Genomic DNA, 13,499 nt, shown 5'->3' with positions numbered 1-13,499 from the left:
CCGAACGGGGGACAGGTGAAGGGTGGCCATCATGTGAACGCACCCGGGACCGGGTCACGGGCCACTGCCCCGGTCGATAAAATGCGGCTCTTCAGTTGGTCTGCCGGGCCGTGCGCCTTAGGGTCATCCGCACCCGGGCTTCTGCGAAGGGCGTACGAGCATGCAGGGCACCATCGACGGTTTCGGCTACGGAGCGGTCACTCCCGTGGCCGCGTTTCTCATGGCCTGTCTCGGCGCGGCCCTGGGCCTGCGCTGCACCACCCGGTCGCTGCGCACCGAGCGCTCCTTCAAGGCCGGCTGGCTGGCTCTGGGCGCGACCTCCATAGGCTCGGGCATCTGGACGATGCACTTCATCGCGATGGTGGGGTTCACCGTCGAAGAGGTGCCGATCGGCTACGACAAACCGGTCACCTTCGCCAGCCTCGCCCTCGCGATCGTCATGGTCGGTATCGGGATCTTCCTGGTCGGGTACCGCGGCGCCACCCCCATGGCGCTGGTGACGGGAGGAACGATCACCGGGCTCGGCGTGGCCTCCATGCATTACCTCGGCATGGTTGGTATGCGGCTTGATGGGCAGTTCGAGTACGACACGATCACCGTGTCGCTCTCCGTGGTCATCGCCGTGGTGGCCTCGACCGCGGCCCTCTGGGCCGCGGTCTCCATCCACGGCTTCCTGCCCAGCCTCGGCGCCAGCGTCGTCATGGGTGTCGCCGTGAGCGGCATGCACTACACCGGAATGGCCGCACTCAGGGTCCACCTCCACCCCACGGCCCTCTCCGGAGCCTCCTCCGGCTCCGGCGACAGCGCGACCGCCCTGCTCCTGCCCATGCTGATCGGCCCGGCCTGCTTCCTGCTGCTGGCCGCCGTCGTCGTGATGTTCGACCCGCTGGTGGTCATGGGCACCCCGGACCGGAACGACCCCGCGGCCGTCCGCGGAGCACGGATGCCCGGTATTCCCGCCCAGCGTCAGGTGCCCCGGTTCGGTACGCACGCCGACCCGGCGTCGTACCACTCGCGGCGCCAGGACTTCGCGGAGCCCCAGGACTGGTGACCGGGGGCCGCCGCGGGCGCTGACCCCGCCCGGTTGTCAGTGGGGGGTCGTACGGTGGTTGCATGCGGCCCGTTTCGAAGATCGAACGTTCGGTGGCGCCTTTCGAGGTCGTCAGTCCCTACCAGCCCAGCGGCGACCAGCCGGCGGCCATCGCCGAGCTGGAGCGGCGCGTCCTGGCAGGTGAGAAGGATGTCGTGCTCCTCGGCGCGACCGGCACCGGTAAATCGGCGACCACCGCCTGGATGATCGAGAAGCTGCAGCGCCCCACCCTGGTGATGGCGCCGAACAAGACCCTCGCCGCCCAGCTGGCCAACGAGTTCCGCGAGCTCCTGCCGAACAACGCCGTCGAGTACTTCGTCTCGTACTACGACTACTACCAGCCCGAGGCGTACGTCCCGCAGTCGGACACCTACATCGAGAAGGACTCCTCGATCAACGAGGAGGTCGAGCGGCTCCGCCACTCCGCCACGAATTCGCTGCTCACCCGGCGGGACGTCGTCGTGGTCGCCTCCGTGTCCTGCATCTACGGCCTCGGCACCCCGCAGGAGTACGTGGACCGGATGGTCCAGCTCAAGGTGGGCGACGAGATCGACCGCGACCAGCTGCTGCGCCGCTTCGTCGAGATGCAGTACACCCGCAACGACCTGGCGTTCACCCGCGGCACCTTCCGGGTGCGCGGCGACACCATCGAGATCTTCCCGGTCTACGAGGAGCTCGCCGTCCGCATCGAGATGTTCGGTGACGAGATCGAGGCCCTCTCCACGCTCCACCCGCTCACCGGCGAGATCATCAGCGAGGACAGCTCGCTCCACGTCTTTCCCGCCAGCCACTACGTCGCCGGCCCCGAGCGCATGGAGAAGGCGGTCGGCCGCATCGAGACGGAGCTGGAGCAGCGCCTCGCCGAGCTGGAGAAGCAGGGCAAGATGCTGGAGGCCCAGCGGCTGCGCATGCGCACGACGTACGACATCGAGATGCTCCGCCAGATCGGCACCTGCTCCGGCGTGGAGAACTACTCGATGCACTTCGACGACCGCGACCCCGGCACCGCCCCGCACACCCTCCTCGACTACTTCCCCGAGGACTTCCTCCTGGTCCTGGACGAGTCGCACGTCACCGTGCCGCAGATCGGCGCGATGTACGAGGGCGACGCCTCCCGGAAGCGGACCCTCGTCGACCACGGCTTCAGGCTCCCCTCCGCCCTGGACAACCGCCCGCTGAAGTGGGAGGAGTTCCTCAAACGGATCAACCAGACGGTCTACCTCTCCGCCACCCCCGGCAAGTACGAGCTCTCCCGGGGCGACGGCTTCGTGGAGCAGATCATCCGGCCCACCGGCCTCGTCGACCCGGAGATCGTCGTCAAGCCCACCGAGGGCCAGATCGACGACCTGGTGCACGAGATCCGCAAGCGCACCGAGAAGGACGAGCGGGTCCTGGTCACCACTCTCACCAAGAAGATGTCGGAGGACCTCACCGACTACTTCCTGGAGCTGGGCATCCAGGTCCGCTACCTGCACAGCGACGTCGACACCCTGCGCCGTATCGAGCTGCTGCGCGAGCTGCGCTCCGGCGAGTACGACGTGCTGGTCGGGATCAACCTCCTGCGCGAGGGCCTCGACCTGCCCGAGGTGTCGCTCGTGGCCATCCTCGACGCCGACAAGCAGGGCTTCCTGCGCTCGGGCACCTCGCTGATCCAGACCATCGGGCGCGCGGCTCGTAACGTGTCGGGGCAGGTCCATATGTACGCCGACAAGGTCACGCCGGCGATGGCGCAGGCGATCGACGAGACCAACCGCCGCCGCGAGAAGCAGATCGCCTACAACACCGAGCGCGGGCTCGACCCGCAGCCGCTGCGCAAGAAGATCAACGACATCGTCGCCACGATCGCCCGGGAGGAGGTCGACACCGAGCAGCTGCTCGGTACCGGCTACCGCCAGACGAAGGGCGCCAAGGCTCCCGTACCCACGCTGGGCATCAAGGCCGGTGCCGCGAAGGGGAAGGCCGGCGGGGACAAGGCGGCGGTGACGGACCGCCCGGCCACCGAGCTCGCCGGGATCATCGAGGAGATGACCGACCGGATGCGCGCTGCCGCCGCGGACCTGCAGTTCGAGGTGGCCGCCCGACTCCGGGACGAGGTGGGGGAGTTGAAGAAGGAGTTGCGCCAGATGCGGGAGGCGGGTCTGGCCTGACCCCCGCCGCACCTGGTGTGTTGCAAGACCGACACAAAACGGCCCGCAGCGGCTGTGCCCGTGGTGGGACTGCGTAGGGTGCTGGAAAACCGCGCAAGGACGGTTGCGGGGACAGCGGAGAGGGGACAGCGCGTGACGGTCAATATGACCAAGGGTCAGGCCATCAGCCTGCAGAAGAGCGACGGGGGGACCCTGACCGCGGTACGGATGGGGCTCGGGTGGCAGGCGGCTCCGCGCCGCGGTCTGTTCGGCTCACGCACCCGGGAGATCGACCTGGACGCCTCGGCGGTGCTGTTCGCCGACAAGCAGCCGGTCGACGTGGTGTTCTTCCGGCACCTCGTCAGCGACGACGGCTCGGTCAAGCACACGGGGGACAACCTGGTCGGTGGCGCCGGTTCGGGCGGCGACGACGAGGCGATCCTGGTGGACCTCCAGCGGGTGCCCGTCCACATCGACCAGATCGTCTTCACGGTGAACTCCTTCACCGGCCAGACGTTCCAGGAGGTGCAGAACGCCTTCTGCCGCATCGTGGACGAGACCAACGGCCAGGAGCTCGCCCGCTACACGCTGGACGGCGGCGGGCAGTACACCGCTCAGATCATGGCGAAGGTGCACCGCTCGGGGAACGGGTGGCAGATGACCGCCATCGGTACTCCGGCCAACGGCCGCACCTTCCAGGACCTCATGCCGGCGATCCTGCCGCACCTGTAGGCAGTGCCGGGCCCACGGGTCCGCAGCGTCACGCGCAGCTCCCGGCGGCATCGGCCGCCGGGAGCTGCACCGCATGGCGGCGACGGGGTCACCGGCGCCTCCCGGCACCCCGCGGTCCCGTACGGCACGGCGCCACCGCAGCACGCCGTGCCACCGCACGGCGCACGAGGGCACGGCAGCCCCGCGTACGGCCGCACCGCACCATGTGCGCCCGCACGACACCGCACCACGTACGTCACCGCATCGCGCAGCAGCAACTCGTCGAGGGGACAGGGCAATGACGGCCGAGCTGGTCCGGGGGCAGAACCACACCTTGCCCCAGACCCGTCTGGAGATCCGGGTTTCGGCCGGCGTACCCGTCGTGGCCGGTGCCACGCTCGGGGACGAGCGCGGCACGGTGCACGGGGCCGAGTGGATAGCCCACCCCGGATCGCCGCAGCTGCCGGGGCTCGAGGTGTCCAAGCAGGCCGCGGCCGAGCACCGGCTCGCCGTCGACCTCGGAGCCCTGCCCGACGCGGTGCACCGGGTCACGGTGCTGCTGGCGCTGCCGCTGGAGGCGGGCGGCCCGGCCCGTTTCGGGGCCGTCGCCTCGCCGTTCGTCGCGGTCACCGGGCTCGACGGCACGGAGATCGCCACCTTCACCCTGACCGGCCTGGACACCGAGTCCGCGGTCGCCGCCCTGGAGCTCTACCGCAGGCAGGGGGCCTGGAAGGTCCGTGCGGTCGGCCAGGGCTACGCCGGCGGCCTCGCCGCGATGCTCGCCGACCAGGGGGTCACCGGAGCGGCCGAACTGGCGAGGTCGATCCAGGAAGCCGTCGCCCGCGGACTGGCCCGCTCGGTGGCCCCGCCCCCGCCCCGCACCCCGGAGGGGGACCGGGTCAGGCACGCCGGCGGCCCCGCGTCGCCGCCGGGCGGCGCCCGGCCCCAGGCCGCCCCACAGCCCGCGGGCCCTCTGGACGAGCCCTCCTCGTCCTCTGTCCCCACCACCCCGATCGCCCCCGCATCGCCCGCCGCGGGAGGCCCCGTCAACTACGCGCACCCTCGCCGCGAGGCGACCGCACCCCCGCCGCCTCCGCCCGCGGCGCCCCCCGCCCAGCCCGGCCGCCCCGCGGCCCCCGTGGCCGGGGACGCGACCGGCTGGTCCATGGACGAGCGCCTCTACAACCAGGTCTGGGGCATGTTCGAGGACCTGGCCCGGGCCACCGCCGCGTACCGCAGCGCCGTCGACTTCGCCGAGTCCCGGATGGACCAGGAGCTGGAGCGGACCCTGTCCGATCCGCGCAGCCGGATCGGCGGCGCGGGCGACCGGGCCCGTGAACAGGCCCGTGCCAAGCGCGACGAACTGACCGGCCGGGCCCGCGAGGCACTGGACCGCGATCTCGCCCAGCTCGCCGCCGAGGCCGCCGTGGTGGAACCCGCGCTCCCCGCCGCGTACGCGGGCTGGGACAACCCCGTCTGGCACGCCTACCGCGTCCCCATGGAGATCCCCATGGCCCTGCGGATCGGTGACCTCCATCTGCCGGAGAGCGCGGGGATGAGCATCCCGCTGCTCGTCCGGCTGCCGCTGGAGCGCGGCATGTGGATCGACAGCGGGCGCACGGCGTCCGAGGCCGCCGCCCTGACGGGTGCGGACCAGCTGCGCCGGCTGGCCATGGAGAGCGCCGTCCTGCACGCGGCGCGGTTGCTTGCCGTCTACCCGCCGAACGAGTTCTCCGTCCACGTCATCGACCCGGCGGGCTCCGGCGCCGCGGCGCTGGCACCCCTGGCCGGCTCCGGGGTGCTCGCGAGCCCGCCCGCGTCCGGTCCGGGCGGAGTGTCCTCGGTCCTCGCCCACCTCACGCGGCGCGTCGACCTGGTGCAGATGGCGATCAGGGCCGGGGCCGCCGATGCGCTGCCGCCCGACCTGGACCCGGCCGAGCAGCTGCTGATCGTCAACGACTTCCCGCACGGCTTCGACGACCGCGCCGTCACCCAGCTGCGCTACCTCGCCGACGAGGGCCCGGCCGTCGGCGTGCACCTCATGATGGTCGCCGACCGGGAGGACGCCTCCGCGTACGGTCCGGTGCTCGACCCGCTGTGGCGGTCGCTGCTCCGGGTCACCCCGGTCGCCGACGACCACCTGGCGGATCCGTGGGTCGGTCACGCCTGGACGTACGAGCCGCTCGCGATCCCACCCGGCAGCCGCGTGCTGGAACAGGTACTGGCCCGGGTGGCGGCCGCGCGCCGTACCGGACACCGCTGACCCGCCCCCTCCGTCACCAGCTCCGACCTGGCGCTTTGAAGATCCTTTACCCTCCCCTTTACCTTTCCTTGGTAATCCCTGTACTGTTCTTCGAGCGGAGGGGAGTACTCCCGAACGCGGCGTTCCCGTCAGTACGGACCGTGACCGGTCCCGGGGCGCCGGCCCAGCGCGCAATCCCGTGCGCCCGGGTGGAAGAGACCTCCGGCAGCGACGACGCTGATCAGTAGCCGTAGCGAACTGCCGGAGGCGCAGTGGACGTTTCATGGACCCTCTGGGCGCTGACCATTCTTGGTCTGAGCGCCCTCATCGCCGTCGACTTCTTCATCGGGCGCAAGCCCCATGACGTTTCGACCAAGGAAGCCGGAATCTGGACGATCATCTGGATCGCCCTGGCCGCCCTCTTCGGGCTGGGCCTGCTCGTGTTCGGCGAGAGCCAGGCCTCGGGCGAGTTCTTCGCCGGCTTCATCACCGAGAAGTCGCTGAGTGTCGACAACCTCTTCGTCTTCGTCCTGATCATGGCGAAGTTCTCGGTGCCCTCCCACCTCCAGCAGCGGGTGCTGCTCATCGGCGTGCTCATCGCACTGGTGCTGCGAGCGATCTTCATCGCCGCGGGCGCCGCGGTCATCGCCAACTTCTCGTGGGTCTTCTACATCTTCGGCGCGTTCCTGATCTACACCGCCTGGAAGCTCGTCCAGGAGGCGCGGGCCGACGAGGAAGAGGAGGAGTTCGAGGAGAACCGCCTGCTCAAGAACATCGAGCGCCGTTTCGGCGTCGCCGACCGGTACCACGGCACCAAGCTCTTCATCCGCAACAACGGCAAGCGCGTCATGACCCCCCTGATGGTCGTCATGCTCGCCATCGGCACCACCGATGTGCTGTTCGCGCTGGACTCCATCCCCGCGATCTTCGGCCTGACCCAGGACCCGTACATCGTGTTCACCGCGAACGCCTTCGCGCTGATGGGGCTGCGGCAGCTGTACTTCCTGATCGGCGGCCTGCTCAAGAAGCTGGTCCACCTCAGCTACGGGCTCTCGGTCATCCTCGGCTTCATCGGCGTCAAGCTGGTGCTGCACGCGCTGCACGAGTCCGGGGTGCACGTCCCCGAGATCTCCATCCCGGTCTCGCTCGGCGTCATCTGCGGGGTCCTGGTGATCACCACGATCACCAGCCTGATCGCCAACAAGAAGCAGGCCGAGGCCGATGCGGCCGAGGCGGCGAAGGCCGGGGAGCGCGCGGACAAGGGCGCCGGCATAGACGCCTGAGCGGGGAGCGGCGGGGGTACGGGCCACGGGCCCCTACCCCCGTCGTCACCAGCCGCGCGCGCGCCACTCGGGCAGCTGCCCTCGCTCGTCGCCCAGGGTCGTGTCGTGCCCGTGGCCCGCGTAGACCCACGTCTCGTCGGGCAGCGGGTCGAACAGCTTGGTCTCGACGTCGTGCAGCAGGCTCGCGAAGGCCTCGGAGTCCCCGAAGGTGCTGCCGACGCCGCCCGGGAAGAGGCAGTCCCCGGTGAACAGGTGCGGAGCGCCGTGCGGGTCGTCGTAGAGGAGCACGATCGAGCCCGGGGTGTGGCCGGTCAGGTGGAGGGCGGTCAGTGTGACCTGCCCGACCCGGATCGCGTCGCCGTCCTCGACGAGCACGTCCGTCGGCACCGGGATCCCCTCGGCGTCGAACCGCCCGGCGTACGTGCGCGCACCGGTGGCCGCGACCACCTCGGCCAGCGCCTGCCAGTGGTCGCCGTGCCGGTGGGTGGTGACGACCGAGGCGATCGAGTCGTCACCGATGAGCCGCAGCAGCGTCCCGGCCTCGTCGGCCGCGTCGATCAGCAGTTGCTCGCCGGTGGCGCGGCAGCGCAGCAGATAGGCGTTGTTGTTCATCGGGCCCACGGCGACCTTGGAGATCATCAGATCCGTCAGCTCGTGTACGGCCGCACGCCCGCCGACCTTGACCGCTCCGCTGTACGTCATGCCTCTCAGCCTATAGCGGGGGCAGCGCCGGAAGAGCTGCGCCCTCGACGGTCAGGGCGGACCCGTCGCGCCGCCCACTGAGCCAGCCGAGCAGCTCGGCCGCCGTGCCGCGTACGGCGACGGGTTCGCCCTGCGCACCGCCGCCGGTCGTCCACGACCTGCCCGTCCCGTCGGCCAGGCCCGTCGGGGCGACCGCGGGGTGCCCGGCGAACCTCTCGGCCAGGTAGTCGATCTGCCGTGCGGTGAACTCGTCCGGCAGGTCCTCCAGCTCGTAGCCGACCCCCAGGTCGACGTGGTGCAGCTCGACCTCGATGCGCCGGCGGAAGGGGATCCGGGAGGCCGAGTCCGTCACGCCGTTACGCAGCGCGACGGTGCGCGACCAGTCGGCCGGGGCCGAGGCGGCGTCCACGAAACGTGCCGCGCTCGCCACCAGGTCGGCGAGCTGCTCGGCCTGCGGCCGGGGGGCGTCACGCGCGATGTCGCGGTCGCGGGTTTCGCTGTCTGCGTACATCGGCCGGCCCTGGAGAACATTTACGAGCGCGTCGGCGTTACGAGAGAGGTGCGCGACGACATGACCGCGGCTCCAGCCCGGCAGCCGTGACGGTTCGGCCAGTGCCGCGTCGTCCAGTTTCTCCGTGGCGCTGAGCAGTCGATCGGTCGCTTCACGCAGTGCGGCCAGGTCGTGCACATGATCAGTCATGGGGCCGAGCCTAGTCCCGCCACTCATTCGGGTGAAGGAGTTATCAGCCGTCCGTAAATCGAATGCGCGTGCTATACGCTCGGAGTTGAAACCTCCGTACACCGCTGTGGCACCCCCCATACCCTGGGGCAGGGGCTCAGTTCCCCCGCTTCTCTCTAGAAAGGTGCGGACCGGCGTGGCCGACCGTCTCATCGTCCGTGGCGCTCGCGAGCACAACCTCAAGAACGTCTCGCTCGACCTCCCTCGCGACTCCCTCATCGTCTTCACCGGGCTCTCCGGGTCGGGCAAGTCGTCGCTCGCGTTCGACACGATCTTCGCCGAGGGCCAGCGGCGCTACGTGGAGTCCCTCTCCTCGTACGCCCGGCAGTTCCTCGGCCAGATGGACAAGCCGGACGTCGACTTCATCGAGGGCCTGTCGCCCGCCGTCTCCATCGACCAGAAGTCGACCTCGCGCAACCCGCGCTCGACGGTCGGCACCATCACCGAGGTCTACGACTACCTCCGGCTGCTCTTCGCCAGGATCGGCAAGCCGCACTGCCCGGAGTGCCGCCGCCCCATCTCGCGCCAGTCACCGCAGGCCATCGTGGACAAGGTCCTCGGCCTGCCCGAGGGCAGCCGTTTCCAGGTGCTCTCGCCGCTGGTGCGCGAGCGCAAGGGCGAGTTCGTCGACCTCTTCTCCGACCTCCAGACCAAGGGCTACAGCAGGGCCAGGGTCGACGGCCGCACCATTCAGCTCTCCGAGCCGCCCACGCTCAAGAAGCAGGAGAAGCACACCATCGAGGTGGTCATCGACCGCCTCACGGTGAAGGACAGCGCCAAGCGCCGGCTGACGGACTCCGTCGAAACGGCGCTGGGCCTCTCCGGCGGCATGGTCGTGCTCGACTTCGTCGACCTGCCCGAGGACGACCCCGAGCGTGAGCGGATGTTCTCCGAGCACCTCTACTGCCCGTACGACGACCTGTCCTTCGAGGAGCTGGAGCCGCGCTCCTTCTCGTTCAACTCCCCCTTCGGCGCCTGCCCCGACTGCACGGGCATCGGTACGCGGATGGAGGTCGACCCGGAGCTGATCGTCCCGGACGAGGAGAAGTCCCTCGACGAAGGCGCGATCCACCCCTGGTCGCACGGGCACACCAAGGAGTACTTCGGCCGCCAGATCAACGCCCTGGCCGAAGCCCTCGGCTTCCGTACGGACATTCCCTGGGCCGGGCTGCCGCAGCGCGCCAAGAAGGCCCTGCTCTTCGGTCACAAGATCCAGACCGAGGTCCGCTACCGCAACCGGTACGGGCGCGAGCGCGCCTACACCACCCCCTCCTTCGAGGGCGCGGTCCAGTTCGTCAAGCGGCGCCACTCGGACGCCGAGAGCGACTCCAGCAGGGAGCGCTTCGAGGGCTACATGCGCGAGGTGCCCTGTCCTACCTGTGAGGGCACCCGGCTGAAGCCGATCGTCCTCGCGGTCACGGTGATGGAGAAGTCCATCGCCCAGGTCGCCGCGATGTCGATCAGCGAGTGCGCCGAGTTCCTCGGCCGGCTGAAGCTGAACGCCCGCGACAAGAAGATCGCCGAGCGCGTGCTCAAGGAGGTCAACGAGCGTCTGAGGTTCCTGGTCGACGTCGGCCTGGACTACCTCTCGCTGAACCGCGCGGCGGGAACCCTGTCCGGCGGCGAGGCGCAGCGCATCCGGCTCGCCACCCAGATCGGCTCCGGCCTCGTCGGCGTGCTGTACGTGCTGGACGAACCCTCCATCGGGCTGCACCAGCGCGACAACCACCGGCTGATCGAGACCCTGGTCCGGCTCCGTGACATGGGCAACACGCTCATCGTCGTCGAGCACGACGAGGACACCATCAAGGTCGCCGACTGGGTCGTCGACATCGGCCCCGGCGCCGGCGAGCACGGCGGCAAGGTGGTCCACTCCGGATCGCTCAAGGAACTGCTGGCCAACGACAAGTCCATCACCGGTCAGTATCTGACCGGCAAGAGGGCGATCGCGATGCCCGAGGTCCGGCGTCCCGTGGACCCGTCGCGGCTGCTCACGGTCCACGGCGCCCGGGAGAACAACCTCCAGGACATCGACGTCTCCTTCCCGCTCGGCGTGCTGACCGCCGTGACCGGCGTCTCAGGCTCCGGGAAGTCGACCCTGGTCAACGACATCCTCTACACCCACCTGGCCCGCGAGCTGAACGGCGCCAAGTCGGTGCCCGGCCGGCACACCCGGGTCGACGGCGACGACCTCGTCGACAAGGTGGTGCACGTCGACCAGTCGCCGATCGGCCGGACCCCCCGGTCCAACCCGGCGACGTACACGGGCGTCTTCGACCACGTCCGCAGGCTGTTCGCGGAGACGATGGAGGCCAAGGTCCGCGGCTATCTGCCGGGCCGGTTCTCCTTCAACGTCAAGGGCGGCCGCTGCGAGAACTGCGCCGGCGACGGCACGATCAAGATCGAGATGAACTTCCTGCCGGACGTGTACGTCCCGTGCGAGGTGTGCCACGGAGCGCGCTACAACCGGGAGACGCTGGAGGTCCACTACAAGGGCAAGTCCATCGCCGAGGTGCTGGACATGCCGATCGAGGAGGGCCTGGAGTTCTTCGAGGCCGTCCCGACCATCGCGCGCCACCTGCGGACGCTCAACGAGGTCGGTCTGGGATACGTCAGGCTCGGCCAGTCCGCGCCGACACTGTCCGGTGGTGAAGCACAGCGGGTGAAGCTGGCCAGCGAGCTCCAGAAGCGCTCCACCGGACGCACGGTCTACGTCCTGGACGAGCCGACCACCGGTCTGCACTTCGAGGACATCTCGAAGCTGATCAAGGTGCTCTCCGGCCTGGTCGACAAGGGCAACTCGGTGATCGTCATCGAGCACAACCTCGACGTCATCAAGACCGCCGACTGGGTCATCGACATGGGGCCCGAGGGGGGCAAGGGCGGCGGCCTGGTCATCGCCGAAGGCACCCCGGAGTACGTGGCCGGCGTGCCCGCCAGTCACACCGGGAAGTTCCTCCAGGGCATCCTGGACGCGGACCGGGTGAGCGAGGCGGCCGTGCCCGCGGCGCGCAAGCCGGTGCGGAAGACGGCCGCGAAGAAGGCGGTCGCCGCGAAGTCCACCCCCGTGCGGAAGACGGCGACGGCGAAGACCGCCACGGCCAGGACCCCCCGGAGCACGACGGCGAAGGCCGCCGGGACGGCAGCGGCGAAGAAGCCCGCGGCCAAGAAGGCGGCCCCCGCGCGCAAGGCCTGACACCAGGATCACGCGGTGGTGAGGTGGCGGCCCCTCCCGAGGGGCCGCCACTTCGTCGCGTCCGTCGCGTCAGTCGCGTCCGTCGCGTTATGAACCGGTCCTGACCAGGCATGACCGCGGTCGACCGGCCCGGGCGCAAGGGCGTCGGTCTCCGCCGGTATCGTCGGTTACGTCACCGCTGTCCCTGCCACACCTGCCGCCTCAGGTGCCCCGGGCAGCCCTGGCGCCCTCTACCCCATCGACCCGTGGAGACCGCATGTCCGGCCAGCCCACCCCCCGCCGCACCGTGCTGAAGGGCGCCGCTCTCGCGGGCGTCGCCGGGCTGGGAGTGGCCGCCTGCTCGACCGAGTCCAAGCTCGGGCACGCCGAGACGCCGACCCCCACCGCGCCCGTCGAGCTCGGCACCCCCGACGAGATCCCGGTGGGTGAGTCCAAGCTCTACCGCGAGCAGCGCGTCATCGTCAGCTGCCCGGCCAAGGGGCAGTACAAGGCCTTCAGCGCCCAGTGCACCCACGCGGGGTGCCTGCTGGACAAGGTCGAGAAGAACGAGGGGCACTGCCCCTGCCACGGCAGCCTCTTCGACACCACGACCGGCAAGGCCGTGCACGGCCCCGCGACGGTGCCGCTGCCCTCGGTCCCGGTCAAGGTCGAAGGCGGAAAGCTGATCGCGGGCCCCGACGCCTGAGTAGTCGGCCGACGCCTGTCCCGGCCGGACATCCGGGCTCCGCCGCGCGCCCGCCGTGGTCAGTACCCACCGGGCCGGGAGCGCATCACGCACCCCCTGCTCCACCGGGCCACCTCCGCGTCGGAAGTAACCTCGGCGACCCCCTCCGTGCCCTCGGTGCGGGGTGCTCCGCCGTACTCCCCGGCGAGCCGGTCCAGGGCGCCCCCGGCTGTCCCCAGCTCGTTCATCCGCGCCGGCCTGCAGCACTTTCCCCGCTAGGTCCGGCGGGGACGGAATCAGCTGTGCGGGCAGTTCGTCGGTGACGGTCACCAGCCTTTCTCGCCGAGGCCGTCGATCGCGGTCGACCCCGTGTGCTGTGTGGCCGGTGCGCCCGGTCCGGTCGGAGGCGGCGCGGCTGCCATGGGGCCGTACGCATCAGGACTCCTCACACGCGCTCAACAGCCGTGCGCGTACCGGCAACTGATGCTGGGTCACACCAAGGGGGACCAGCCGAACGTCCGGACGATGCCGCGCACGCCGGGACCTGGTTGCACGCAGGTCGCAGGAGCCGGACGCGAAGGGGCGGCCGTGCGCCGGATGACGCCTTGTCGCCACGCCGGTCCGTTCGTGTAACGGCCCCCGCGACGCGAGGGTCCGCCGGCGTTGACGGCAGCCTCCCCCTCGCTTTCACCGCTTCGGTCGGGACCGCCGCTCCCCGCTTCCTCTGCGTCATGCGCTCCCCGCAT

The 13,499-nt window shown here is 70.2% G+C and carries 10 protein-coding genes; 7 read left to right on the top strand and 3 right to left on the bottom strand.

Going from position 1 to position 13,499, the window contains the following annotated elements:
* The first annotated feature begins 160 nt into the window (after positions 1–160).
* From ABZ454_RS07695 to ABZ454_RS07675, 5 genes are all read left to right on the top strand, one after another.
* Positions 161–1,051 carry an MHYT domain-containing protein gene (locus ABZ454_RS07695; RefSeq protein WP_356321634.1) on the top strand — a complete coding sequence of 297 codons (891 nt, stop codon included), beginning with the start codon at positions 161–163 and terminating at the stop codon, positions 1,049–1,051.
* Between the two features lie 62 nt (positions 1,052–1,113).
* Entirely contained in the window at positions 1,114–3,237 is a 2,124-nt protein-coding gene (gene uvrB, locus ABZ454_RS07690) for an excinuclease ABC subunit UvrB (protein ID WP_359536502.1), read from the top strand.
* Positions 3,238–3,369: 132 nt separating this feature from the next.
* Positions 3,370–3,948, top strand: a complete 579-nt coding sequence (locus ABZ454_RS07685; protein WP_136328667.1) for a TerD family protein — start codon at positions 3,370–3,372, stop codon at positions 3,946–3,948.
* Positions 3,949–4,225: 277 nt separating this feature from the next.
* Positions 4,226–6,190, top strand: a complete 1,965-nt coding sequence (locus ABZ454_RS07680; protein ID WP_359536501.1) for a TerD family protein — start codon at positions 4,226–4,228, stop codon at positions 6,188–6,190.
* Positions 6,191–6,441: 251 nt separating this feature from the next.
* On the top strand, positions 6,442–7,452 hold the full coding sequence (locus tag ABZ454_RS07675; protein ID WP_359536500.1) for a TerC family protein: 1,011 nt from the start codon (positions 6,442–6,444) through the stop codon (positions 7,450–7,452).
* A gap of 45 nt (positions 7,453–7,497) precedes the next feature.
* Here ABZ454_RS07675 and ABZ454_RS07670 read toward each other — a convergent pair whose 3' ends face one another.
* Together ABZ454_RS07670 and ABZ454_RS07665 are read right to left on the bottom strand one after the other, a co-directional pair.
* Entirely contained in the window at positions 7,498–8,154 is a 657-nt protein-coding gene (locus tag ABZ454_RS07670; protein WP_356321638.1) for an MBL fold metallo-hydrolase, read from the bottom strand.
* A gap of 10 nt (positions 8,155–8,164) precedes the next feature.
* Positions 8,165–8,854, bottom strand: a complete 690-nt coding sequence (locus ABZ454_RS07665) for a maleylpyruvate isomerase family mycothiol-dependent enzyme (RefSeq protein ID WP_359536499.1) — start codon at positions 8,852–8,854, stop codon at positions 8,165–8,167.
* Between the two features lie 175 nt (positions 8,855–9,029).
* On the opposite strand from ABZ454_RS07665, the gene uvrA reads away from it, so the two are divergent.
* Positions 9,030–12,089 carry an excinuclease ABC subunit UvrA gene (gene uvrA, locus ABZ454_RS07660; RefSeq protein ID WP_356321640.1) on the top strand — a complete coding sequence of 1,020 codons (3,060 nt, stop codon included), beginning with the start codon at positions 9,030–9,032 and terminating at the stop codon, positions 12,087–12,089.
* A gap of 256 nt (positions 12,090–12,345) precedes the next feature.
* Complete coding sequence (locus ABZ454_RS07655; RefSeq protein ID WP_356321641.1) at positions 12,346–12,774, top strand: Rieske (2Fe-2S) protein; 429 nt, start codon at positions 12,346–12,348, stop codon at positions 12,772–12,774.
* 59 nt (positions 12,775–12,833) lie between these two features.
* Here the strand turns inward: ABZ454_RS07655 and ABZ454_RS07650 are convergent, their stop codons facing one another.
* Positions 12,834–13,001: a hypothetical protein gene (locus tag ABZ454_RS07650; protein WP_359536498.1), complete on the bottom strand. Its 168-nt coding sequence runs from the start codon at positions 12,999–13,001 to the stop codon at positions 12,834–12,836.
* Positions 13,002–13,499 lie beyond the last annotated feature (498 nt).

The organism is Streptomyces sp. NPDC005803, from assembly GCF_040630435.1.
Lineage (GTDB): Bacteria > Actinomycetota > Actinomycetes > Streptomycetales > Streptomycetaceae > Streptomyces.
The sequence above is the reverse complement of the archived record's forward strand: the minus strand, read 5'-3'. Positions and strand labels throughout refer to the sequence as shown.

Coding starts and splice junctions, on each gene's coding strand:
- ABZ454_RS07695 (WP_356321634.1), top strand. CDS start 161: ATGCAGGGCACCATCGACGGTTTCGGCTACGGAGCGGTCACTCCCGTG.
- uvrB (WP_359536502.1), top strand. CDS start 1,114: ATGCGGCCCGTTTCGAAGATCGAACGTTCGGTGGCGCCTTTCGAGGTC.
- ABZ454_RS07680 (WP_359536501.1), top strand. CDS start 4,226: ATGACGGCCGAGCTGGTCCGGGGGCAGAACCACACCTTGCCCCAGACC.
- ABZ454_RS07670 (WP_356321638.1), bottom strand. CDS start 8,154: ATGACGTACAGCGGAGCGGTCAAGGTCGGCGGGCGTGCGGCCGTACAC.
- ABZ454_RS07665 (WP_359536499.1), bottom strand. CDS start 8,854: ATGACTGATCATGTGCACGACCTGGCCGCACTGCGTGAAGCGACCGAT.
- ABZ454_RS07655 (WP_356321641.1), top strand. CDS start 12,346: ATGTCCGGCCAGCCCACCCCCCGCCGCACCGTGCTGAAGGGCGCCGCT.
- ABZ454_RS07650 (WP_359536498.1), bottom strand. CDS start 13,001: ATGAACGAGCTGGGGACAGCCGGGGGCGCCCTGGACCGGCTCGCCGGG.